The sequence below is a fragment of the Pedobacter sp. Hv1 genome (assembly GCF_001412215.1).
In the GTDB taxonomy this organism is placed as follows: domain Bacteria; phylum Bacteroidota; class Bacteroidia; order Sphingobacteriales; family Sphingobacteriaceae; genus Pedobacter.
The window spans coordinates 558,899-582,763 of record NZ_LLWP01000001.1; the positions used below are offsets into that span (position 1 = coordinate 558,899).

Annotated in this window: 20 protein-coding genes; 7 read left to right on the forward strand and 13 right to left on the reverse strand. The window is 37.9% G+C overall.

The features are described from left to right. The first annotated feature begins 227 nt into the window (after positions 1-227). The 3 genes from AQF98_RS02660 to eno all read left to right on the forward strand — a co-directional run bounded on the left by AQF98_RS02660 (position 228) and on the right by eno (position 3,059). Positions 228-791 (forward strand): NADPH-dependent FMN reductase, encoded by a 564-nt coding sequence (locus tag AQF98_RS02660; RefSeq protein WP_055130364.1) that lies wholly within the window; start codon positions 228-230, stop codon positions 789-791. A 35-nt stretch (positions 792-826) separates the two neighbouring features. Further along, entirely contained in the window at positions 827-1,546 is a 720-nt protein-coding gene (gene aqpZ, locus AQF98_RS02665; RefSeq protein ID WP_369816910.1) for an aquaporin Z, read from the forward strand. A 217-nt stretch (positions 1,547-1,763) separates the two neighbouring features. Beyond that, positions 1,764-3,059 carry a phosphopyruvate hydratase gene (eno, locus tag AQF98_RS02670; RefSeq protein WP_055130366.1) on the forward strand — a complete coding sequence of 432 codons (1,296 nt, stop codon included), beginning with the start codon at positions 1,764-1,766 and terminating at the stop codon, positions 3,057-3,059. Positions 3,060-3,115: 56 nt separating this feature from the next. On the opposite strand, the gene AQF98_RS02675 is transcribed toward eno, so the two are convergent. The 5 genes from AQF98_RS02675 to AQF98_RS02695 form a co-directional block, all read right to left on the reverse strand. Next, positions 3,116-5,272 carry an alpha-N-acetylglucosaminidase gene (locus AQF98_RS02675; RefSeq protein ID WP_082434874.1) on the reverse strand — a complete coding sequence of 719 codons (2,157 nt, stop codon included), beginning with the start codon at positions 5,270-5,272 and terminating at the stop codon, positions 3,116-3,118. Positions 5,273-5,363: 91 nt separating this feature from the next. After that, positions 5,364-7,007 carry a RagB/SusD family nutrient uptake outer membrane protein gene (locus AQF98_RS02680; protein ID WP_055130367.1) on the reverse strand — a complete coding sequence of 548 codons (1,644 nt, stop codon included), beginning with the start codon at positions 7,005-7,007 and terminating at the stop codon, positions 5,364-5,366. 20 nt (positions 7,008-7,027) lie between these two features. Beyond that, positions 7,028-10,288, reverse strand: coding sequence for a TonB-dependent receptor (locus AQF98_RS02685; protein WP_161805840.1), 3,261 nt, complete (start codon positions 10,286-10,288; stop codon positions 7,028-7,030). Between the two features lie 221 nt (positions 10,289-10,509). Continuing rightward, a complete protein-coding gene (locus AQF98_RS02690; RefSeq protein ID WP_055130369.1) occupies positions 10,510-11,673 on the reverse strand; it encodes a FecR family protein in 1,164 nt (387 codons plus the stop codon). A 107-nt stretch (positions 11,674-11,780) separates the two neighbouring features. Next, positions 11,781-12,365 (reverse strand): RNA polymerase sigma factor, encoded by a 585-nt coding sequence (locus tag AQF98_RS02695; RefSeq protein ID WP_055130370.1) that lies wholly within the window; start codon positions 12,363-12,365, stop codon positions 11,781-11,783. 102 nt (positions 12,366-12,467) lie between these two features. Here AQF98_RS02695 and AQF98_RS02700 point away from each other — a divergent pair, with 102 nt between their 5' ends. Continuing rightward, positions 12,468-12,779 carry a septum formation initiator family protein gene (locus AQF98_RS02700; RefSeq protein WP_055130371.1) on the forward strand — a complete coding sequence of 104 codons (312 nt, stop codon included), beginning with the start codon at positions 12,468-12,470 and terminating at the stop codon, positions 12,777-12,779. A gap of 73 nt (positions 12,780-12,852) precedes the next feature. After that, on the forward strand, positions 12,853-13,350 hold the full coding sequence (locus tag AQF98_RS02705) for a hypothetical protein (protein WP_055130372.1): 498 nt from the start codon (positions 12,853-12,855) through the stop codon (positions 13,348-13,350). 9 nt (positions 13,351-13,359) lie between these two features. Here the strand turns inward: AQF98_RS02705 and AQF98_RS02710 are convergent, their stop codons facing one another. Both AQF98_RS02710 and AQF98_RS02715 read right to left on the reverse strand, forming a co-directional pair. Next, positions 13,360-13,971 (reverse strand): trimeric intracellular cation channel family protein, encoded by a 612-nt coding sequence (locus AQF98_RS02710; RefSeq protein ID WP_055130373.1) that lies wholly within the window; start codon positions 13,969-13,971, stop codon positions 13,360-13,362. Beyond that, positions 13,971-16,055, reverse strand: coding sequence for a hypothetical protein (locus tag AQF98_RS02715; protein ID WP_055130374.1), 2,085 nt, complete (start codon positions 16,053-16,055; stop codon positions 13,971-13,973). Before AQF98_RS02715 ends, AQF98_RS02710 begins: the two co-directional genes overlap by 1 nt. 156 nt (positions 16,056-16,211) lie before the next feature. Between AQF98_RS02715 and AQF98_RS02720 the strand changes: the two genes are divergently transcribed. Continuing rightward, positions 16,212-16,952 carry a murein L,D-transpeptidase family protein gene (locus tag AQF98_RS02720; protein ID WP_055130375.1) on the forward strand — a complete coding sequence of 247 codons (741 nt, stop codon included), beginning with the start codon at positions 16,212-16,214 and terminating at the stop codon, positions 16,950-16,952. An 82-nt stretch (positions 16,953-17,034) separates the two neighbouring features. On the opposite strand, the gene fabG is transcribed toward AQF98_RS02720, so the two are convergent. From fabG to AQF98_RS02745, 5 genes are all read right to left on the reverse strand, one after another. Then, positions 17,035-17,778 (reverse strand): 3-oxoacyl-[acyl-carrier-protein] reductase, encoded by a 744-nt coding sequence (gene fabG / locus AQF98_RS02725; RefSeq protein WP_055130376.1) that lies wholly within the window; start codon positions 17,776-17,778, stop codon positions 17,035-17,037. Between the two features lie 289 nt (positions 17,779-18,067). Then, entirely contained in the window at positions 18,068-19,114 is a 1,047-nt protein-coding gene (locus AQF98_RS02730; protein WP_055130377.1) for an agmatine/peptidylarginine deiminase, read from the reverse strand. Further along, complete coding sequence (gene bla / locus AQF98_RS02735; RefSeq protein ID WP_055130378.1) at positions 19,111-19,821, reverse strand: BlaB/IND/MUS family subclass B1 metallo-beta-lactamase; 711 nt, start codon at positions 19,819-19,821, stop codon at positions 19,111-19,113. Before bla ends, AQF98_RS02730 begins: the two co-directional genes overlap by 4 nt. After that, positions 19,811-20,686: a carbon-nitrogen hydrolase gene (locus AQF98_RS02740; RefSeq protein ID WP_055130379.1), complete on the reverse strand. Its 876-nt coding sequence runs from the start codon at positions 20,684-20,686 to the stop codon at positions 19,811-19,813. Before AQF98_RS02740 ends, bla begins: the two co-directional genes overlap by 11 nt. A 132-nt stretch (positions 20,687-20,818) precedes the next feature. Then, complete coding sequence (locus AQF98_RS02745; RefSeq protein ID WP_055130380.1) at positions 20,819-21,439, reverse strand: response regulator transcription factor; 621 nt, start codon at positions 21,437-21,439, stop codon at positions 20,819-20,821. Between the two features lie 135 nt (positions 21,440-21,574). Here AQF98_RS02745 and AQF98_RS02750 point away from each other — a divergent pair, with 135 nt between their 5' ends. After that, on the forward strand, positions 21,575-23,539 hold the full coding sequence (locus tag AQF98_RS02750; protein WP_055130381.1) for a sensor histidine kinase: 1,965 nt from the start codon (positions 21,575-21,577) through the stop codon (positions 23,537-23,539). Here the strand turns inward: AQF98_RS02750 and AQF98_RS21780 are convergent. Further along, entirely contained in the window at positions 23,536-23,757 is a 222-nt protein-coding gene (locus AQF98_RS21780; protein WP_082434876.1) for a cysteine-rich CWC family protein, read from the reverse strand. The two genes, AQF98_RS02750 and AQF98_RS21780, sit on opposite strands and share 4 nt — an antisense overlap. Positions 23,758-23,865: the final 108 nt, after the last annotated feature.

Here is a 23,865-nt window from a genome sequence, read left to right on the forward strand (position 1 = left end):
TCAATATTTTAGGATGATAGGCAAACTTATCATCCTTTTTTATGCATTTTAACACCAAACAGTAGATAAAACAAATGGGTTAAATTTGACTGTATTCGAGCAAAAAAGTCCCCAATTCTAAAATACAGTTCAAAACTCAACGCAGACAGTTGCTGACCATTCTTTTTTTGAAAAATTTTGAACAAGATTCCTTCATGTTATCAGCAAATAAAATAATATATTAGTTTATGAAAAATATTGCAATTATCTCGGCAAGTGTTAGAAATGGCCGAAATAGTCATCGAGTTGCCCTTTATTTCAAGAATTACTTGACCGAGCACCAATTAGCCGAAGCCCAAATTATTGACCTTAAGGAGTATAATTTCCCAATTTTTGAAGAACGCCTAAGGTTTATTCCCAATCCAACCGAAGACATGCTTTCGCTTGCAGCAGCAGTAAGCAATGCAGATGGTATTATAGTTGTAACTCCTGAGTACAATGGTGGATATCCAGCGAGTTTAAAAAATGTAACTGATTTATTGTATGCAGAATGGAAGCGCAAACCCATAGCAATTGCCACAGTTTCTGCTGGCGCATTTGCCGGAACACAGGTAATCACTTCCTTACAATTTAGCTTATGGAAAATTGGCGCTTTAACCGTGCCTGCTATGTTTCCTGTAGCTACCGTAGAAAAAACATTTGATGAAAATGGACAACCAACGGATCAAGAAGGTACAGACAAAAGAGCTGCTGTTTTTATAAACGAACTGATGTGGTGGGTAGAGGCTAAACAAAAAATGGAGACAAAATAAGCTGTTCATTTTATTTTTTTAGCCTATTTATATCATTGCAAATTATCGTAAACTTAAATAAACTAAAAAAAATGAAAAAACTTGTAGCAGAATTTATTGGAACCTTCTGGTTGGTACTAGGTGGTTGTGGCAGTGCAGTACTGGCTTGTAATTACCCCGGGGCAGGCATTGGCTTTGTTGGTGTTGCCTTGGCTTTTGGCTTAACCGTAGTTACCATTGCCTATGCATTAGGGCATATTTCTGGAGCTCATTTAAACCCCGCAGTTTCTGTTGGCGCTTGGGTAGCTGGCAGATTAGATACCAAAGATCTTGTTCCCTACATTATTGCCCAAGTTTTAGGTGGTATTGCAGGTGCAGGTGTGCTTTATGTAATAGCAACAGGTAATGGCAGCAGCATTGGTGGTTTTGCAACTAACGGATATGGCGAATTATCTCCTGGCAAGTATAGCATGGTCGCTGCTTTGGTAACTGAAGTGGTTTTAACTTTTATCTTTTTATTGGTTATTTTAGGTTCAACAGACGAGCGTGCACCAAAAGGTTTTGCAGGTTTAGCCATTGGCCTATGTTTAACGCTTATTCACCTGATTAGTATCCCTGTTACCAATACTTCTGTAAATCCAGCTCGTAGTACAAGCCAAGCTTTATTTGTAGGTGGCGAAGCGGTAAGTCAGCTGTGGCTATTTTGGGCAGCACCTATTGCTGGGGCTGTTTTGGCTGGCCTTGTTTATAAATTATTTTTTGCCGAAAAAGCTTAATTATTCAACTATATTCTTCGAAAGCCATTGTATATTCTACAATGGCTTTTTTAGTAACAAATCACATTAAACAGCTTATTTTCAGGCATAAAAATACATTTCTGATAAAAAATAAAGTTATCCATCCTATAATTTAAAAATTATTTTAACTTTGGATACGCCCTAGGTAATTGTATATTTTACACTAAGGGTATTTTTAAATCAAAATATAAATAAAATGAGTTTAATAATCGATGTGCATGCAAGGCAAATCCTCGATTCCAGAGGTAATCCAACAATAGAAGTTGAAGTAGTTACAGAAAATGGTCAAATGGGCCGTGCAGCTGTACCATCTGGTGCGAGTACTGGTCAGCATGAGGCTGTTGAATTACGTGATGGCGACAAAAAGACCTACATGGGTAAGGGCGTTTTAAAGGCTGTTGAAAATGTAAATACCAAAATCGCTAATGCCTTGCAGGGTGTTGATGTTTTTGAACAAAATTTAATCGACAAGTTAATGATTGACTTGGACGGTACAGAAAATAAAGGAAATTTAGGTGCCAATGCTATTTTAGGTGTTTCTTTGGCCGTTGCTAAAGCAGCAGCTGCAGAAAGTAGACAACCTTTATACCGTTACATTGGTGGGGTAAATGCCAATACACTACCTATTCCAATGATGAACATCATTAACGGAGGTTCTCACTCTGATGCACCTATTGCATTTCAGGAATTTATGATCATGCCAGTTGGCGCTCCATCATTTTCTGAGGCTTTACGTTGGGGAACTGAAGTATTTCACAACTTAAAAGCAATTTTACACGATAGAGGTTTATCTACTGCAGTAGGTGACGAAGGTGGTTTTGCTCCAACTTTTGACGGTACAGAAGACGCTATTGAAACTGTATTACAAGCAATTGAAAAAGCAGGTTACAAACCAGGTGTAGATATTTATTTAGCTTTAGATTGTGCTTCTTCTGAGTTCTATAAAGATGGCAAATACGATTATACCAAATTTGAAGGTGCTACAGGTGTAATTCGTTCTAGCGAAGAGCAAGCACAATATTTGGCAGACCTATCAGTTAAATATCCTATTATCTCTATTGAAGATGGCATGGATGAGAATGATTGGACTGGTTGGAAAAGCTTAACTGATAAAATTGGTGATAAGGTTCAATTGGTAGGTGATGATTTATTTGTAACCAACGTTAAACGTTTACAAACTGGTATTGATACCAACACTGCAAATTCAATATTGGTAAAAGTAAACCAAATTGGTTCTTTAACCGAAACCATTAATGCAGTAAGTTTAGCTCAAAATAGTGGTTATACTTCGGTAATGAGCCATAGAAGTGGTGAAACTGAAGATACAACCATTGCAGATTTAGCTGTGGCTTTAAACTGTGGCCAGATTAAAACTGGTTCGGCTTCACGTTCAGATAGGATTGCTAAATACAATCAACTGTTACGTATTGAAGAAGAATTAGGTGAAGCGGCACGTTTTATTGGTAAAAACTTTAAATACGCTAAAAAATAAGCTTCAAATAAGCTGTAAAAAAGGCCGCTGAAAATTAAACTTCCAGCGGCCTTTTTTTATTTTAAGATTTTAGCAATGAGATTCTTTAATTCCTTCTCACTTATTTTTTTGGATTTAAACAAATCTTTACGTTCCGACCAATCTTTCTCCATTTTAAAATAATCTGGAACTTTTACTTCTTTCCCAGCCATCACATCCAATTGATAGCTGACAAAACTTTTCCATCGATCTAGATACAAAGAGCCTAAGAGTCCACTCCATTCCTTATGGGCATATTCATGCAAATCAGTTTTCGGGTTTGTATCCGGCCCCCAATAAGTAATCTGAATCTTTGCATTTTTTAGCGCCAAGGCCTTATCGCTAGTTGACTTACCAAAATCTGAAGCTTGCTGTAGCCATCGGTTCAAAGAAAAATAACGGCTTGAACTGAGCAGGGAATCTTGCATCAGGATCATTTCTTCAAATTTCTGGCTTTCGGTTTTAAAAGCAATAGGATCTTTTTTGATTAGGGCATCCATCATTTTGGTATATACAACATCGCCCTCGTTGGTCAATACCTGCCGTACAAAATCAATCTTGTCAACCTCATAAGTTTCAACCCCTTTAAACTCATTTGAGGCAGCTGCAAATAGCTGCACTGCTTGCTTAAATGCAACTACACTATAATCTCTTTTTCTCGTACCCCACGAGGACACCGAAAGGATAGTGGTAGCTGGACGAGCACAAAATATAGATTCTGGTGAACCTTCCTGATAATCCTTAGGACTACTATATACTGTTTCCAGCAAAATTTTCCAGGCCTTATTTGTATTTTCAGTGGTTTTACCATAACGATATTCTTGATATCCTGTAATCCAATTTTGTAGGTTTACATGTTTGTCATGCCACCCCAATTCCAACATCAGGTCGTATGCAACAGGGTTATTGTTAATGCCTTCAGGTATAATCCCCACACCAGCCAGGTAAACACCATAAGTACTGTTTTTTGCCTTATACACCTCATCAGCGAAACGTTGAAGCTTACCATAAAGCCCATTTTTTTCGCCAAAATTACTCACATTACTCCAGATAAAAGGAGTACCATTATAGGCATTTCGTTTTTCCCAATTATTGGTGTTTTCTCCAAATAGCTCAATAACCAGCGTTTTAGTTTTATCAACACCTTTAAGTAGTGCTTCTGAGGGATTTTCTCCCCAACCTTGCAACACCCAGGTACTTCCAGGAAAGTTTTTTTGCATACTTTTTTGGATACCTGAAGCTGCCGCAGTTACATCTATACCTTTTGTAGATCCGCCTTCGTGAAATGGATCACCACCAAAATAACGTAAGTCCTCACCATACAGTTTTTTAATCTCTGAATAATAGATATCGGCCATTTCGGCAAATACAGGATCTCTTGGAACCAAGAAATCAGGCCGAGAAAAGCCTTGCCATTTTCCCTGTTTAATAATTTCGGCCTTTACCTCATCACCAAATGAGGTCGGTACCACTCCATAGAAGCCATGTATCAATGGCTCTATGCCCAACTCATGCATCCGATTTATAATTTTTTTCTGAAGAACTACTTGCTGATCGATCATGGCTTGACTAACTGGGCCACCCCAACCCTCGAGGTTTCCCATCAATAAAAAAGCAGTAAATGCTGGCCCACAAATAAATTCAGCTATTTTCTGATCACTGTAACCCATTTTTCTCAAGGTATTCTGCCAAACCGCTTCCATACCTACAGGAGCGAGCATTAAATTAACCCCACTTAAGGCCATCCAATCTAGTTCGCGTTGCCAGTCTTCCCAACGGTAAAAGCTCATGGTGTAACTGATGGTACAATAGTTTAGCGCATAGCGATGTTTATAGGGCGACACAATCCTTACCTTCTCCTTAATTTGAGGTAGTATGCTAGGAGCAGTATGATCGCCCATATGAGAAATACTCCTCTTACAATAATATTTAAGGTACCAACCCAGACCTTGAGCAGCAGCATTTGCGTTAGATGCAGCAATATTAACCTGATTACTGCTGGTAGAAAGTTCAAAAACATCTTTACCATCGCTGCCCGATAGTTTGCTAAATTTTAATGAACTCACAAGCCAAGGAAAATGCCGACCTGCAATCTCTTTTACTGGCTGATATTCTTCTGCCTTTGATGAATAATTACATAATATAACCAAACCTATAACAAAGAACAATTGTGACAGTTGTTTTATTGAATACATATTAAATTAATAAATAAAAATATCGGCTTGTGCTAAAAACAAGATAGGATAGCCTTTCGCTATCCTATCGTTAAAAAATAATATAAAACCTTTACCAGCCTTCGGTTTGCTTAAATCCAGGATTTTTGCCTACCAGTTTATCAATTTCTGGCTGTGGTATTGGCATAAAATAATGCTTTCTAGGATCAAAGGTTCGCTTTTGCATTTCAAAATAGGTAAAAGTTGTATCGGTAGGGTTGGTTGCCGAGAGCGTGTAATTTACTCCATATACTGGCTTGTTATCTACTACCTCTGCAATTTTCCAGCGTCTTACATCCCAGAAACGATGGCCTTCAAAAGCAAGTTCAATACGACGTTCTTGTCTCATCGCATCACGCATCTGATCTTTGCTTAAGCCTGCTGGGATATCAGGCATCCCTGCACGTTTGCGAATGGCATTGATGGCTGCATATACGGTACCGTCTGGTCCTGCTACTTCATTCTGTGCTTCTGCATAGTTCAGGTAAAGCTCACCAGTACGATAGATAGAGAATGCCTTTGTTACCCCTCCTGTATTATTGTTCAGATTCAAACTTTCTGTCAAGTATTTCCTCCACCAATAATGAGTACCCGGCTGAATGGTACTGGGGCGATCCTGTCCATAAATATTAATGGTCCTGCCCTTCCATCTCGCACCCGGGTAGAGTACCGTTGCGTTAAGTCTGGGGTCGCGGTTGGTGTAGGGATGCTTTGGGTCCCAACCAGAGGCCGGATCGGTAATCGGGAGACCGTTCTTCATCTGGTAGGCATCTACAAAACTCTGTACAGGCCCACAATTTGACCAGCCAGCATGGCCTAGTGTTTGCATTACCTGGTCAATACCATCAACGGCACCCGTACCTATATTTCGGCCCCAGATACATTCTGAATTGGCATATTTCAAGAACGCATCAGCATAGTTAGGCTCCAACACATATCCTTCAGCAAGGGCCATATCCAATGCCTCTTTAGAAGCCTGGGCTGCCTTTTGCCATCTGGCCTGATCATTAGCGGGATTAAGCAAAGGGCTTGCATAATACAGGTAAAGCCTCGATTTGATGGCCAAACCAATGGTTTTGGTTACCCTACCCCATAAACCGGCGCTGTGTTTAGGTGGCAATAGGGCCATACCCGCATCTAGATCTTTGATGATAAAATCCATCACTTCTGCATATTCGCTTCGTTTCAAGAATACAGCATCGCCATCGGTAGCGGGCGAAAGCGGCTGATCCATTAAAGGGATCTTGCCCCAACCCCTAAACAGTATAGAATGGTAAAAGCCACGTAATAGTAAAGCTTCGCCTTTCATACGGGCCTTTCGACCCGGAACATTTGGGTCTTCTGGTATTTTATCAAAATTGGTCAAGAAGATATTGATTGCCCTGATGCGGCTATATGTATTGCCCCATTCGTCAGATACCGGCAAGAAATTACTTGGGTTCCAGGCCCCTGTATTGAACAGAATGGCTCCGTCTGACCATAGCTGATAGGCCTCATCAGTCATAGCTGCACTGACATAAGCATGCCCAGCACCATACCTCCAGGTTGGAATTCCAGAATAGGTGTTATTTAAAAAGCCCTCGGCATTATCGATATTCCCAAACACCTCACTTTCATTGATGAAATCGCTTGGCACCCTATCCAGGAAACTTTTTTTGCAGGATACCGTACTTACAATTAGTAGTACGGCAAAAATTTTATATATGTATGTTTTCATTATTGAAAGTTTAAATACTATTAAAAACTCATGGTAAGACCAACGTTATACACTTTCATGGTGGGGTAAAGGGCTGTTCCATTAGCGGTTTGTTCAGGATCGTAATCCTTGTATGGCAATTTATCCCAGGTAAACAGGTTCAACCCATTGGCAAATACCCTCAACGTGCTTAGTTTTAATCTACTTAGCAATTTCGAAGGTAAAGTATAACCCAACTCCATATTCTTGAGTTTTAAATAATCAGAACTGTAAATAAAGTAGGTGCTTAACTGATTATTGTTCGCACCAGAGGTAAAGGTGTAATGTGTAGCAGGATAGGTAGCCGTTGCAGCCGTTGCAGGTGTCCATACATCAGTTAAACGTGCAGGCCCTAAGTAAGGCACATTGGTTTTACCTCCTAACGATCCCTGAAACAATATACTGAAATCAATGCCTTTCCATGAAGCGCCAATAGATGCTCCTATGGTATTGTAAGGAAAATTATTTGCCTGAATGGCCATACGGTCATTTTCATTGATCACATTATCACCGTTCAGGTCACGGTAGCGAATATCGCCAGGAATTACCCTGGCCGCAAAACTCTGACGTGGGGCTGCATCGATTTCGGCCTGACTCTGGAATAAACCCATGGCTTGATAGCCCAATTGATAACCTACAGGTAAACCGGTTAGCGCTTGGTAAGGGTAGGCTAGATTAGGTTCATCGCGGGCCAGTACTTTATTTTTGTTATAAGTCCAGTTTACATAGCCAAAAAGATTTACCGCCCTAACTTTGGTATTGAAATTCAATGCCGCTTCAAAGCCTTTATTTTCCACCTCACCCACATTAATGGCAGCTAATCCAGCAATACCAAGATAAGTAGGAATGGTTTGCGGAGTGGTTAGAATGTTAGTGCGGTTTTCCTGAAAAATATCCACATCCAATTTCAGTGCGTTGTTAAGAAAAGCCGTTTCCAGACCAATGTTCATTTTTCGGGATTTTTCCCAGGTTACATTGGGGTTACCAGTACGGTTCACGTTATACCCACCATATCCTGTTGGAGTACTCCCAAAAATAAAACCACCACCACGTGCATAATCTGAAATGAACAACCAGCGGGCACCGCCAATGTTATCATTACCCACATAGCCAAATGAACCCCTAATTTTGAGGTAATTCATTGTTTTAACCTTGTACCACGGTTCGGCCGATACTACCCAACCAGCTGATACGGATGGGAAGAAGCCATAGCGTTTGCCCTTAGGAAAATTCTCTGACCCATTGTAGCCCATGTTGAAATTGAAAAGATACTTCGAATCATAGTTATAACTTGTACTGGCTACAAAACCTTCGTATACCCTAGGTAAATTACCCGTAACTGAGGTGTAAGTTCGGTTAAACAACAACATCCCAGAAAAATTGTTCTTTTTAAACGAACGGTCGTACTGTAACCTCAAGTTATAATAAAAATAGCGGGTTGCAGAAGTACCTGAACTTGCAGCTAGCGAAGTTTGCTGGCTAAATGGCGTATAGGTTTCTACACCTGTTACAGGATCTTTACGGTAACGAAATGCGGTAAAAGTCTGCGTTTGTCCATAGTTGATTGCCCCATAATTTTCAAAAGTATACAGCCCTCTTGCGCTTAAGCCCTTGGTTAAAACGTCAAGCTTATGGGTTACTTCTATCGTACCATTGGTACTGTTCCAGAAATTATCGTAATAGCCACTTTCTGTAAGTGCACCCAATGGATTTCGGGTATCGGGAGCTATGATACGCCCTGCAGCATAAGTACCATTGGGGTTATAAACCGGGGTAGTATAGGGTTCCATCAGGTTTACGTGACTGAACAAACCCGCATAACCCAAACCAGGTCCGGTTCGTTGCTCAATTCTTGAGGCCAAGTCGAGCCTAACATTCATCATATCTGTTGCAGTAATGTCAATGTTCGACCTGAAGTTGTACCTGTCGTATTTCTGGCGAATGCCGTATTTGTTGTTATCTGCGCCCTTAAATAATGCCCCCTGGTTCAGGTAGCCCAATGACACAAAATACTTTACACTGTTGTTTCCACCACTCATGTTTGCATTATACTGCTGTTGAGGTGTACTATCATCAAAAATTACATCGTACCAGTTTACATTTGGATAGGTAAAGGGGTCTTCCTGAGTCCTGAATAATTCGACCTCTCTTGGGGTCCAAATGGCAGCATTTCCATCATTCAACGAACCCTCGTTGTCTAACATTGCCTTCTGGTAACTGCTAAAACGCTCTTGTAAGCGCTGCGGCGTTTGCAAGCCATATTGGGCATTAAATTGGATGTTGGTTTTGCCAAGCTTACCGCGTTTGGTAGTTACCAGAATTACCCCATTGGCTCCTTGTATGCCATATAAAGAGGTAGCTGCGGCATCTTTTAAGATACTAATTGAGGCTACTTCATTCACATCAATTTCTCCAAAATCGGCATCACCACGTGGCAAACCATCTATTACTACCAAGGGGCTACGGCTGGCACCATACGTACCAATACCCCGAATGAAAATGGCTGAAGCATCACTACCGGGAATACCAGAAGATTGTATGGTAGTTAACCCGGGTAATCTTCCAGCTAGAGCATTACTTAAATTAGATACCGGACTTTGCTTCAAATCTTTGGTTTGAACGGTAGCGATAGAGGCCGTCAAACTCACTTTCTTCTGGGTTTGTCCAAATCCTGTAACTACCACTTCATTTAAGCTGCCTGCTTCGGCAACCAGTTGGATCAGCATTTCAGAACCTGTAACCGCTTTTACCTCTTGTGCAACATAACTGACATAAGACACCTGTAATATGGCACCTTCTGGTACATTTTTCAGTACAAACTCTCCATTGGATCCAGTCATCACTCGTGTTTCTGTACCTTTTACTTTTACAGTAGCTCCGAACATTCCTTCGCCTTTTTCGTCTATTACACGTCCTTTGACATCAAAAACTATTTTTTTTAAAATTTCACCTTTATCAGCTGTAGCTTTTTTATCTTGTACAATAATGGTCGAAGCTGCAATTTCGAAGGCCAGCGGTTGATCTTTAAAACATTGCTTTAAAACTTCCAGAAGTGGAGCATCCTTTACATTTATGGTAACTGATTTTGCTTTCTCCATTAGATCAGCATTAAAAAACAGGTCGTATCCACTTTGGGCACCAATCTTATTCAGTACATGCTCTAGTGAAATGTTTTTTTCGTTTATGGTGATCTTTCTTTGTGCATAACTTGAAGCTCCTACCTGTAGGCAAAGAGAAAGCAACAATATTGTTGTTAGCTTCATTGTTAGCACAATTTTATTTTTCATACAGGTGGCCCTGTACGATTTAAAATCGTAAAATTTCATACATTTGGTCTGTTTAGGTTTATCGACGATCTAATACTAGATCTATCGATTTAGTTAATATTTTTGCGTAAAATAAAGAGAGGGTAAACCGAACCATTGTCCGGAAGTGTATCGAGCACTTTCGGATTTTTTTGTTACAGCCTGTCCCAGAGTAAAATTTATGGCATCACTGTAATCCTCCTTCCTTCAATTTTAATTTTTAAATCACCCGTTAACAAGAGTACTTGGAGTGCCTCTTTAAGATTTTTATTTCTAGAAATTTTTCCACTGTATTTCAATTGATCTACATTACCAACATACACTACATCCATATCATACCAGCGGGCATACTTTCTCATAATCGATTTGATATCTTCTTTTTTAAAGATGAAACATTCGTTTTTCCAATCTATGGCAGCAGTAGCATCTACCATTTTAACGCTAACATCATTTGGTGCCAGTACAGCCTGTTGATTTGGCTTGAGATAAAGCTGATCAGTTGTTTTTCCACTTAAAGTTCTTGTTACCTTTACACTTCCTTCTAATAAAGTGGTTTTAACCGTCTGCTCATCAGCATACGTATTGATGTTGAAATGTGTGCCCAATACCTCCACATCTTGTTTAGCTGAACTTACGATAAAAGGTTTGGATGGGTTATGACTAACTTCAAAGTAGCCTTCTCCTTTAAGGATTACTTTTCTTTCTTTTCCGGTAAAATTAGAAGGATATTGAAGACTTGAAGCAGCGTTTAACCAAACCTTTGTTCCATCTGATAAGGTAACTTCATATTTACCTCCATTTGGTGTAATTACGGTATTGTATTTTATCGGCCCATCTGTTTGTTCATCTGCTAAACGTGAATACACCAATTGACCATCAGCAGCTTTTTCTATGTCCAAACCCGCCTGACTGGCAATTATACCCTTATTTGCCTTATTCAAATCAATAGCCGAACCATCTTCCAAAATCAACATTGCTTTATTTCCTCCAGGCAATATTTGAGCGGCATCATCTATTTTAGGCACCATTTTCAATTGATGATCATTGTAGAGAAGCAATCCACCTATTGCTACAATCAGCATTGCGACAACGGCTGCCCAACGCAGCCTAACTAGTTTGATTTTTCTTATTGGTTGTTGAGTTGCAAGTGTTGTTTCATCAATGCTCAAATTTATTTCTTCCAGAATTCTTAACTGTAGTTGCTCCTCTTTTTCGGTAGCCATAGCTGTTATTCTTTCCGTTTGCAATTTTTCATAATACCGATCTACTAGCAGCTTCTCTGCTTCTGAGGCCGTACCATTGATGTAGCGATTGATAAGGGATAAAAACTGTTCTTTTTGCATACACACGCCTAATATGTTATATGTACCAAAATATAAGCGATACCCTACGCTATATTATCTTTTTCAAAAAAATGTAAATAAATTAAGTTGTAGCTGTGAATACGTATTTAAAAATTGAACGTACCATAAGAAAGTACAATACTAAGGCAAAACTCAATATTTAGCCCTCCTCTTATCAGTTTAAGAGATCTTGTCATCTTCTTCTCTACAGTTTTTATTGAAATTTGAAGTACTTCAGCAATTTGTTTATAGGTCAAGCTTTCTTCTCTGCTCATGATAAATATTTCTTGGCAATCTGCCGGAAGTTTATCAAGAAGGTGCTGAATGAGGTATTGTTGTTCTTTAAAAATCAGTGGATCTTCAGTAAATATTTCGGTTGTAATTTCTGCAAGCCTATCATAAAGCTTTCGATCTGTTTTTTGTGTTCGGATGGCTTTTAAGGTGGCAAATCGTACTGCTTGATAAAGATAAGCCTTCAAATTCTGTATTTCGACGATATCTCTTCTTTGCCATAGACTAATAAAAACTTCCTGCAATATATCTGAAATAATGTCTTCGTCTTGAAAAATTTTATATGCAGAATCGTAAAGCAACTTCCAGTAACGGTTGTATATTTTATTAAATGCAGCTCGATCTCCATCCTTTATCATGGAAATTAGCTCAACATCCTCATTTTTTACTTCTTCTTGCATTTTTATAATCCTAATTTAACAAATATTTTACATTTTTAAATTGTTTTAATAATCCGAGTATTATTTGTTATTAATTGGTAAACGATTTCTATATTTGTTATAATGAAACGTCTATTGGAACTTTTGCGGAACAAATACTTTTTAGCTGTGGTAGCTTTTGCAGTATGGATGTTGTTTTTTGACAAAAACGATATGCTTTCTCAATACGAATATCGTGCAGAAGTGAATAAACTACAGCAAGAGAAAGACTTTTATACCAAGGAAACCGCTGCAGTTAAAAAAGACCTAAAAGAATTAGATAGCAACCTCAATACTGCTGAAAAATTTGCCCGTGAGAAATATTTCATGAAAAAGGCCAATGAAGATGTTTTCGTCATTGTAAAAGGTGATGCAAAAAATAGCAGCACCAATTAAACATTTCTTAAGAATTTTTATTCCAAATCCTTATATTCGTTTTAAAGAATGAAATAACTTTTGTAAAAGGGTCATGAAAAAAACAATCTTATTTTTCTTGTTATGTACTCTTGGTATCAATTATTCCTATTCGCAAGATTTCCCCAATCTGAAACACGTTAAGCTTAACAAAAAATCGAATTATAGAGGAACGGAAACACTGGTACTCAAAGTAACGGATTACTTATTTGCTACTCCAATTGATAAAAAAAACACTTCCAGAACTGAAGCTGGGCAGTTTTTGATCAAATGGATGAATGGAACACCAGATTATACCTTTTTATTGGAAGATAAAGAAGTTGATTTCTTTAATACAGATTCTGACCTGATATTGATTTATATGGCAGGCTTTACCAAATATACCCTTGAAAACCCAACCATTAAAGATCAAAAAGCTTTGATTTTGGGTACCATGCAATTGATATTACCTTACCTTAATAAGCAAAACAGCAAAAAAAGTTGGTCTACCAAGCTTTGGCAATTGAATGAGGCCAACCAAAAAGGGGAATTGGAAGAATATTTATATCATTAACCTTTCTTCTCAATAACCAAACTTCGGCAACGCCAGTTTGTAGCGAACTACAATAATTCGTAACGTAAAAATAAAGGCAATCACTATTATTTTTGCCACATCTGCCTTCAGGTTAAAATACAACAAAGCAAAATAAAGTATACCTCCTAATATGCAGGCCGTAGCATAAATTTCTTTTCTAAAGATCAAAGGAATGGTATTCAATAAAGTATCGCGGATTATACCTCCAAAACAACCTGTAATGGTACCCAATGCTACACAAATACCCGGGCTAAGGCCGAAAACAATGCCTTTTTGCACACCTACCATGGTAAATAAACCTAAACCCAACGAATCGAATAAAAAAAGGGTCACCTTAAATTTTTTGATATGGGTTTTAAAGAAAATGGTCAACAATGAGGTGACTAAAATCAGCAGACAATAGTTTACATCTCGCATCCAGGCTACTGGTGTATCTCCAAGCAGCATATCCCTAACGGTACCACCACCAATAGAAGTTACAAATGCAATAATCAATACACCAAAGGGATCTAATCGCCTCTGCATGGCTGCAAAAGAACCAGAAATGGCAAAGGAAATGGTCCCTATGATTTCTATGGCATCTATTGTATTGAGTTCCATTAGATTTCTCCGTTACGTTTTCTTAAAAACCACTCTATACTTAACAAGGCAACGATCAATATAAACAACCATTTCAAACTGATCAGTTCTTCGTATTTACGATCTTCATAACTGATTGTTTTTACCTGACCACTTTTCTCTATTTCATCTGCTAAATTTAACAAATTGTTAGGCATTACCATTTTACCATTGTTTTGCTGTGCCATGGTGTATAACAACTGATGATTGGCTGTGGTTTGTTGGTATTCGGCAATTAAGGCATTGACATAAAAGGCACCTGCTGCTGTATATTTTTGATCTCCTAAATTGGTAGTGGCAATGTAGGTGTAATTCCCTTGAGGCAAAGTTCCAGCGTCTAATCTGTAGGCAGCACCAAATTTTGAAAAGGTATAGTTGAACACTTTCCCTTCTGCGTTTTTGATTTGGGTTTTTACATCTGGTGTATTTACCGGTTCATAAGCATCATTGTATAAAGTAGCATTTAAAATCACATTTTCATTTTCTTCGTATGTATTTTTACTACTATAGGCTTTAAACTTCCTTTTATCATCTTTAACAGAAAGATATTGGATGGTTTTCGATATCAGTTCGTTTACCAATGGGAAATTTTGTTCGTTTTTAGCTTCTTCCAGTTTCCATTTCCAGATCCCCTCTCCCAATAAAAAACCTAATTTTTTACCATTGTCATTGATAAAAAACAACAATGGACTTTGGGTATTGACCCTTCCAATGCGTTGGTTTAGTGCAGCAGTGTAACTGCCATTGATACTGATATTGGCAAAGGGTACTTGTAACGGATCGTAATCTTTTAACTGCTTTAAACTATTGGCATCTAGGTTAAATGTGGTAAAATTAGCATCTGGATAAGGAAAAACTTCCTGTAATGAGCCATTGGCCCTGCTAAAATTAAGCAGTTTTTGCGCCTGATTAAATGCCCCGATATTACTTTGTCCTCCAACAATGTACCATAAAGAAACTCTAGCCTCTTGTAATTTATGAATTAAAGCGCTTGCAGTATTCGCATTGCCCGGCAGTTGATACAAGATGGCCAAACTATACTTATTCGCATCTACGGTATTTAAATCATCAGCTAGAGCAAGGGTAACTTCATAGTGTTTATTTAGTTCAATTGCTTGTTTTAGCGTGGCAATATCTGGATGTGGGGCCGCTGCAGCTATCAATACTTTCTGTCGGGCATCAATTACCTCAATGAATATAGTCTGGCTATTGTTTTTGGTGGTAATTTCATTCTTTACAGGCGACAAGTTGATGGTATATTTTTGGATACCGATTTTATTGGCCTTCAACTTAATTTGTACATCCTTTACAAAACCATTGGTGTTTATAGCAATGGGCTCTTCTTTTATTTTTTTGCCATTTTCTGAAACAGAAAGTTGAGTGGTTTCCCCTTTGCTCTCAAAAGCCTGTACCTGAATATCAAGTGTAAATTCATTGTCTAAGTACACCAAATTATTGTAATTGACATTGGCAATTAAAACGTCTCTTTTGGCTATGGTATCGCCCATTGCAATGGTATAAATGGGTGCTTTGATCTGGTTCAGTTCGTATAATGGATTACCTCCCCTATTAAAAATACCATCGCTGGCTATAATCACCGCCCCAACATTGCGATTTAGCAATTCATCATTTAATTGGTTGATCAAACCTGTGGCATTACTTAACTTTCCTTTTCCAGAAAAATCTAACCCTGCTTTTACACTATCGCTAAAACTATAGGTCTTTACTTCATATTTGGCAGAAAGCTGTTCGGCTAGTTTTTGAAGATCTTGTTGATATTTCTTTTTATCGAAACCAACAGGTTCTACCTGGGCAACAGAAATAGAATTATCGTGTGCCAAAACAATAATCGGTTTTTCAGGAGTATAACTGATCCGTTTAACCAAAGGTGCAAAAAGCAACCATGTAATTAAGGTTACTACAATAATTCTTAATGCAGCTAATGCGTATTTTAAATTTTTGGTCAGGTTTTGATGCCTACCATATAAAATCCAAGCATACAAACACCCTAACAATAGGCAGGCAAGAAAAGTAAATACGGAAGTGGCTGTAAAAAAATTACCCATAAGCTTTAAACGTAAAGATGCTAATTTTCTAAAAAAATCAACGTAATTTGTTTGCGAAATAGCTAATAATTAAAAGCATCATGATTTCATCGCCAATGGAGATGAATATACAAAGCATGATTGCGCTATCGCTATTGAAAAACAGCTTATTTACAGATGAAAATATTAATAAAAACCGTGTGCATTTTAATGATGACCATTTCTTCTTCTTTTGCCCAAACTACTTTTAAAGAAAATCAACTGAAGTTTGAACGGGTTAAAAACGCCTATGATGAAAAATGGGCCAACCTTCAAAAGGATTTACAAAAGGTTGGGCTGCAGAATGATTTACAGCTTTTTATTGCAGCTTATAAAACTGAAGGTAAATTAGAGCTTTGGCTAAAAACTAGCAAACAAAGTAGGTATAAACTGTTTAAAACTTACGACTTTTGTGCACACTCGGGCACTATTGGACCCAAAATAATGGAAGGCGATTTGCAGACCCCTGAAGGGTTTTATAACATCAATGTTTTTAATCCCGAAAGCACTTACCATTTATCATTAGGGGTTGATTATCCCAACAAAGTTGATCTGGCTAGAACAGGCCCCTCAAAGAAACCTGGTGGTGATATTTACATCCATGGAAATTGTGTAACCGTTGGTTGTATCCCCTTAACTGATGAAAAAATCAAAGAAGTATATGTATTGGCTGTTGAAGCACGAAACAATGGGCAATTGGAGATTCCTGTACATATCTTCCCTTTTAAAATGACAGCTGCCAATCTTAAAAAATATACAGCACTTTATCCTCAACAAGCCAATTTTTGGAAAACTTTACAAAAAGGATATGTAGCTTTTGAGCAAGGTCAAACCTTACCTACAATTAACCAAGAAGCAGGCAATTACATCATCAAATAAAAAGGGCCTAAGATTGATTAAACCTTACGCCCTTTAACTTTATAGTATTGTCTTTAATCTTTGTACTTCTGTCTTTAATCTCTTATAGCATTCCGCCACAAACAGATAAGGTTTGTCCAGTTACATAAGCACTCATATCAGAGGCCAAGAAAACACAAACATTAGCAATATCTTCTGTCTCTCCAGCACGTTTTAATGGAATATCTTTTTCCCAACCTGCTACTACTGCCGGATCTAGCACATCTGTCATTTCTGTACGGATAAAACCAGGCGCAACAACGTTGGCACGGATGTTACGAGAACCCAATTCTTTAGCTACAGATTTGGTAAAACCGATGATCCCTGCTTTTGAGGCTGCATAATTAGCCTGACCTGCGTTGCCTGTAACGCCTACCACAGAACTCATGTTAATGAATACACCTTTACGTGCTTTCATCATCACTTTAGAGGCTGCTTTGGTTACGTTAAAAATCGATTTCAGATTTACATTCATCACTTCATCCCAATTTTCTTCGCTCATACGCATCAATAAACCATCTTTGGTAATACCTGCATTGTTAACCACAATATCAATTGTTCCAAATTCGGCTACAATATCATTGATCAGTTGTTCTGCTTCATCAAATTTTGAGGCATCAGAGCGATAACCTTTTACCTTAGTACCAAAGCTTTGTAGCTCTTGCTCTAAAGCTTGTCCCTTTTCTACAGATGATAAATAAGTAAAGGCAACGTTAGCACCTTGTTCTGCAAATTTTTCGACTATTTTGCGGCCTATTCCTTTTGATGCACCAGTAATCAGTGCGGTTTTTCCTTCTAGTAATTTCATTATTTTATAATTAATGTCGGTCTGAGCTAGGCCAAGACCAAAGATATAATCTATTTTTTGTTTTTGATAATCTGTTAACTTCTTCTCTTCAATCCTTCGATATGTTTAGGATAACTGTACACTGTTTTAATTGGTTAATTGTTTAACTGCCCAGTACCAAACGTAAATTGGTTAACTGGTTAATTGCTTAAGTGGTTAACCGACCATTACCAACTGAAAATTGCCAATTGGTTTCCCAAGCCATTTTCTATTTCCTATTCCCTATTTACTATTCCCTACTCCCCTCAAGCTAAACCGCTGGCTCTTGTTGGCTCAAACAGTGGAAACTGCCTAAACCCCAAATAATATCTGTAGAATCTATTCCGATTACTGCTCTATCCGGAAAAGCCTTCTGAATAATTTCTAAGGCAATTGGATCATTTACATCTCTGAATGTAGGTACAATTACTGCTGCATTGGCAATGTAAAAATTAGCATAAGATGCAGGCAAACGAGTGTCTTCATGAATAACCGGCGATGGCATAGGTAATTTGATAATGTTCAATGGTCGCCCATCTAACAATCTCATTCCTCTTAACAACTCTAGGTTTTCTTGCAACAATAAATAGTTCTCATCTAAAGGGTTACTTTCTACAACGGTAAGTACAGTATCTTCGTTCACAAAACGGGTAATGTCATCAATATGACCATCGGTATCATCACCAACAATACCATCTCCTACCCATAACACTTGTTCTGCGCCATAAAATTCTTTTAAATAAGTTTCAATCTGTTCCTTATTTAAATGTGGGTTTCTATTTTTATTCAATAAACAGGCCGTACTAGTTAAAATAGTTCCCGCACCATTAAATTCTACAGAACCTCCTTCCATTACAATATCTGGCGTAAATAAAGGCAAGTTAAAATGTTGTGCAATTTTGGTTGGGATCACATCATCTAGATCATAAGGTGGATATTTTCCACCCCAAGCATTATAGCCCCAATCTATTACGGCTTTTTCATTACCTTTTAATACAAATGCCGGACCATGGTCGCGGCACCAAGCATCATTACTCTCATTAAAATAAAATTCGATCTGGCTTAAATCTGCATCAACTTTTTGGAGATGAGTAATGGCATCGGCCTTCATTTCTTCATTTCTTACATTGACACGCACCTTTTCGCCTTTGGCCACCACCTTAATAAATTGGCAGTAAGGTTCATAAATTGTTTCAATTTTACCCGGCCATGATTCCTCTTTATGAGGCCAGCTCAACCAAGTTGCTTCATGTTTAGCCCATTCGGCTGGAAATGCATAACCTTGTTTTTTCGGGGTATTTGAGTCGGTAGTTATCAATTTTTATTCCTTTTAAGTAATTCTAAAGTTTTTTCTAAAGCACCATGAGCTTTCCAATCATCGTGTCCAGCTATTACCTGATTAATTTTTTTGTATTTATTTTTGATTGCTAGGATTGTTTTTGGCCATGCCTTTAAATCTGCTTCATCAATATACCCTAAACCTTCGGTCTCCACACTTTTCACCAAGCAACCTCCATCTAATACTTTATATTGAGGGAACCATACCACCACATTATCTTTGGTATGTCCGGCACCAAAATAATCCACTTGAAAAAGACCATCTCCTATTTGAACTGTTTTTCCTGTTTCAATAATATTGGAGGCCATCGGTTTTTTTTCAGCTTTCAAAATATCATTGGTTTGTTTGGAAGCGTAGGTAGGTATACCTTTCGCATTGAAAAAACCAAATCCACCAGCTCTATCTCCATGAGAGTGTGTGGCATAAACCCTGATCACTTTTTGGTGGTGTTTTTTCTCTATTGCATCTAATAAAGGCTGGTTTTGGCTTTGATCCCAAGGAGTATCAAATAAAATCACCCCTTTTGTAGTCACCAAATACATGCTATTGGCTGAAACCAATTCACCCTGATATTCATGATAAGTGGTGTATACGTACAGTTTTTTGTTGATTGGTACAATATCTAGCTTTTGCGCATCAACTGAAAAACTTAACAGCAATAAAACGATCAATAAATTAATCTTCATCAATGTATCTTTTTGTAATAGGTTGGTATGAATCAATTCTTCTGTCTCTTAAAAAAGGCCAGTGTTTACGCATAAAATCGCTTTGGTTTAAATCCAATTCTACAACCGTTGTTTCTTCCTGATCGTGTGAGGCCAAGTAAAGTAATTTACCCTGTGCATTGGTTGCAAAACTACCGCCCCAGAATTTCATGGCGCCATCTTGCTCAAAACCTACCCTATTTACACTCACTACAGGTACTCCATTGGCCACTGCATGCGAACGTTGAATGGTTTGCCAAGCATTGTATTGGTCTTGGTTGGTCTCTTCGTCCTGATCAGTAGCCCAACCAATTGCGGTTGGATAAAACATGATATCGGCACCCATTAATGCGGTAATGCGAGACGCTTCTGGATACCATTGGTCCCAGCAAATTAAAATACCAATTTTAGCAAATTTGGTTTCGAAAACTTTATAGCCTAAATCTCCTGGTGTAAAATAAAATTTCTCATAAAAAGCAGGATCATCAGGAATATGCATTTTGCGATATTTACCTAAATAAGTACCATCAGCATCTAAAACTGCAGTGGTATTGTGGTATAAGCCTGCTGCACGTTTCTCAAATAAAGAAGCGATAATTACTACGTTTAATTCTTTTGCCACTACCGATAATGCATCTGTTGATGGACCAGGAATAGCTTCTGCCAGATCAAAATTACTGTAATCTTCTACATCGCAAAAGTAAAGGGATGTAAACAGCTCTTGTAAACAAACAATTTGCGCACCTTTTGCTGCTGCTTCTCTTACTTTAACAATCGCTTTATCTAAATTTTCTTGTTTATCCTTTGTACAGCTCATCTGTACCAAGCCAACTTTTACTTTGCTCATATCTTAAAAATAGTTAAATGATAGAAGAATGGAATGATAGAATAAAACATCATTCACTCATTGAAAATTCTTTCATTCAAAATTAGGCTGCAAAGTTAAAGAAAAAAGGTGGAAGGCTAAAAGGTATATGCTTTACAACAACTTTTTAGTATAGGCATAACGCATTAACCCAATGCCATTGTTTGCACCTGTTTTGCGCATCAGATTTTTACGATGAGTTTCTACTGTTCTTTCGCTAATAAACAGGTGATCAGCAATCTGTCTGCTGGTCAGTTCTTGGGCTAATAATCTCAATACTTCCAACTCTCGTTCGGTAATCTGGTTTTCTGGCATTTCTTGTGGCAAAAGCGCACTCAATAATGCCTTATTTACTTCGGCACTAAAATACTGCCTCCCCTTCTCTACTGTTTCTATGGCATTTACCAATTCTTGTTGGGCATATTTTTTCAATACATATCCATCTACACCTGCGGCTAACATTTCACGGATCATGATCACTTCATCATGCATGCTCAATACGATAATCTTTAAGCTGGGTTGGATCACTTTTGATCTTTTCACCAATGTTAAACCATCCATATCTGGCATGGCATAATCGGTAATCATGATATCGACCTGATGTTGTTTGAGATAAGCCAAAGCAAAGTCTCCTGATGTCAATTTGTTCACAACCTCCAATCCTTCTACGGTTTGCAATAGTGCCTGCAAACCATCAGAAACTATAGCATGGTCATCTACTAACAATATTTTCATGGCAAATTAATTGAGCGTGCATGAAAATAAACATATTTATTTAACACTTAAGTTTTTAAATAAAAAATACGTGTTAGTGGGTATATAAATCAGCTCCGTTATCGCCTAGTTTTATGTTGATTTAATTGCTTTCTCATGCCAATGCATCAAACCATCTTAACTGTAAAAAAGGCAACTGTATTTATCTTATTGTGCATCAGTTCGATTACCATGGCCATGGGACAATCGAAGATAGATAGTTTAAAGGAGGCGCTAAATAGTCAAAAGGATAAGAAGCGTCTTGCACTCTTGCTCGAACTTTGTTGGGAGTACCGTTACCATCATCCAGATTCGGCCCGTATGTATGGTTACCAAGCGCTTAAAATTGCCAAAACCCAGAAAAATATTCATATAGAGGTAGAAGCCCTGCATAATTTGGCAGTTACCTACGAGGCCCAAGGAAATTACAAGCAATCGTTAGCTTACAATACTGCTGCGCTAAAGCTGCGACAACAAATTGGTGATGAGCTAAAAACAGCCAATACCTTAAACAACATTGGTATTGCTTACGATGAATTGGGCAACTTTACCTTATCCTTAAAACATTACAATTTAGCTTACCACACCTACAAAAAATACCGAAACCTTGAAGGCATCGCTTTGGTAGGCACTAATCTGGGCATTCTCTTCAAAGCTCATCGAGATTACAAAAACGTAATCAAGTATTATAGAGAGGCTAATGGCATTTACCAAAAATTAAAACAAGCTCGCGAGGTGGCATTTACTGAAGCTAATTTAGGTTCGGTTTATTTTTACACCAAACAGTACGATAGTTGTCTCTATTATTCGTTAAAAGCGCAGAAAACCTTTAAACAACTTAATATTCTTCAATTTTTGCCCGTTACTTATGTCAATGCTGGCATGGCCTACGGCGAATTGGGACAAACACAAAAAGCCATTGATTTCTTAACTATTGCTATTGATCTCAATGTAAAGTACAACAATAGAAAAGAACTCGCCTTTGCCCGTATTTATTTCGCAAAGCTGATGTTAAAACTCAAGCGATTTAAAGAGGCCACTGCAAATGCCCAGCAAGCTGTTGAGGGTGCTGAGGCCATTGGCGCCAGCAATGAGGTAATGGAGGGAAAGCATATTTTATCAAAAATATATGCGCAACAAGGCAATTTTGATAAAGCTTACCAACTTTTTGCAAGTGCTACCAAAATCAAGGATTCTTTATTTCAAAAAGATAAAACTGAAACCATTTCAGCTTATCAAGTACGTTATGAGACAGAAAAGAAAGAAGAGAAAATTAAATCGCTCAATCAACAGTCGTTAATACAGCAATTGAAAATCAAGCAAAGCAATCTCTTGCTTTTTATCTCTGGCATTGTGATGGTTACTGGGCTAATTATTGTTTATTTTATCCTTAACCGTAGAAAACTAAAGGCCAGGGCCGAATTACAAACTGAAATTAATAAACAGCAAGAACAAACTACAAAGGCGGTTTTAAGTGCCGAAGAAAATGAACGAATTCGAATTGCGGCAGATTTGCATGATGGTGTTGGACAATTGCTTTCAACAGCTTTAATTAGTTTTAATGGACTGGTAAAAACCTATCAATACATTGATGAGCATGAGAAAGAGAAAACCAAAAATGTACTTTCTCTATTGAATGAGAGTTACGACGAAATGCGTTCTATTTCTCACCAAATGATGCCTAATGCTTTAATTAAAGCAGGATTAACTACTGCCGTTAAAGATTTTCTGGCTAAGATTGATAAAGATCAGCTAAAAGTTACTTTAGAAACCATTGGCTTAAATACTCGGTTAGATGCTCAAGTTGAATCGGTGCTTTATCGGGTGATCCAAGAAACGGTAAACAATGTAATTAAACATGCCAATGCCAACACGCTCAACCTCCAGTTTTTAAAAGATGAAGATGGGGTTTCAATTACAATTGAGGATGATGGAAAGGGTTTTGATATTGCGCTTCTTCTCCAAAACGAGGGAATTGGTTTAAAGAATATGGTCTCTAGAATTGCCTTTTTAAAAGGAACTATCGATTTTGATTCAGCTATTGGAAAAGGTACTTTGGTTGCTATCCATATTCCAAATTAAATGGAATTTAAACTCTCTCGATATTCTTGTTGCAGCTCGAAAAGACATTTGGCACATAAACAACCATCGTAAAGTTCGCTAATGTGCTGTACCTCATTGATACTCAACTGAACGGCACTGCATTGACACTTGGTATAAGAATTGGCCTTACACTCAATAGCTGTTCCGCAACGTTCGCAGGGAATAACTTCATGTTTGCTATGACCGGGAGTATACATTAATGCATTGGTTAATTAGTTCATTTGTACATCAGGTTAGTTTAGCATAGCTTCTTACCTCATTGCAATACAAAAGTATAAACAAAAATAAGGTTCTGTACTTTACAG

Bases quoted from the DNA above. Each gene is read 5' to 3' on its own strand.
- AQF98_RS02660 (WP_055130364.1), top strand. From the start codon at position 228: ATGAAAAATATTGCAATTATCTCGGCAAGTGTTAGAAATGGCCGAAAT.
- eno (WP_055130366.1), top strand. From the start codon at position 1,764: ATGAGTTTAATAATCGATGTGCATGCAAGGCAAATCCTCGATTCCAGA.
- AQF98_RS02675 (WP_082434874.1), bottom strand. From the start codon at position 5,272: ATGTATTCAATAAAACAACTGTCACAATTGTTCTTTGTTATAGGTTTG.
- AQF98_RS02680 (WP_055130367.1), bottom strand. From the start codon at position 7,007: ATGAAAACATACATATATAAAATTTTTGCCGTACTACTAATTGTAAGT.
- AQF98_RS02685 (WP_161805840.1), bottom strand. From the start codon at position 10,288: ATGAAGCTAACAACAATATTGTTGCTTTCTCTTTGCCTACAGGTAGGA.
- AQF98_RS02690 (WP_055130369.1), bottom strand. From the start codon at position 11,673: ATGCAAAAAGAACAGTTTTTATCCCTTATCAATCGCTACATCAATGGT.
- AQF98_RS02695 (WP_055130370.1), bottom strand. From the start codon at position 12,365: ATGCAAGAAGAAGTAAAAAATGAGGATGTTGAGCTAATTTCCATGATA.
- AQF98_RS02700 (WP_055130371.1), top strand. From the start codon at position 12,468: ATGAAACGTCTATTGGAACTTTTGCGGAACAAATACTTTTTAGCTGTG.
- AQF98_RS02705 (WP_055130372.1), top strand. From the start codon at position 12,853: ATGAAAAAAACAATCTTATTTTTCTTGTTATGTACTCTTGGTATCAAT.
- AQF98_RS02710 (WP_055130373.1), bottom strand. From the start codon at position 13,971: ATGGAACTCAATACAATAGATGCCATAGAAATCATAGGGACCATTTCC.
- AQF98_RS02715 (WP_055130374.1), bottom strand. From the start codon at position 16,055: ATGGGTAATTTTTTTACAGCCACTTCCGTATTTACTTTTCTTGCCTGC.
- AQF98_RS02720 (WP_055130375.1), top strand. From the start codon at position 16,212: ATGAAAATATTAATAAAAACCGTGTGCATTTTAATGATGACCATTTCT.
- fabG (WP_055130376.1), bottom strand. From the start codon at position 17,778: ATGAAATTACTAGAAGGAAAAACCGCACTGATTACTGGTGCATCAAAA.
- bla (WP_055130378.1), bottom strand. From the start codon at position 19,821: ATGAAGATTAATTTATTGATCGTTTTATTGCTGTTAAGTTTTTCAGTT.
- AQF98_RS02740 (WP_055130379.1), bottom strand. From the start codon at position 20,686: ATGAGCAAAGTAAAAGTTGGCTTGGTACAGATGAGCTGTACAAAGGAT.
- AQF98_RS02745 (WP_055130380.1), bottom strand. From the start codon at position 21,439: ATGAAAATATTGTTAGTAGATGACCATGCTATAGTTTCTGATGGTTTG.
- AQF98_RS02750 (WP_055130381.1), top strand. From the start codon at position 21,575: ATGCCAATGCATCAAACCATCTTAACTGTAAAAAAGGCAACTGTATTT.
- AQF98_RS21780 (WP_082434876.1), bottom strand. From the start codon at position 23,757: ATGTATACTCCCGGTCATAGCAAACATGAAGTTATTCCCTGCGAACGT.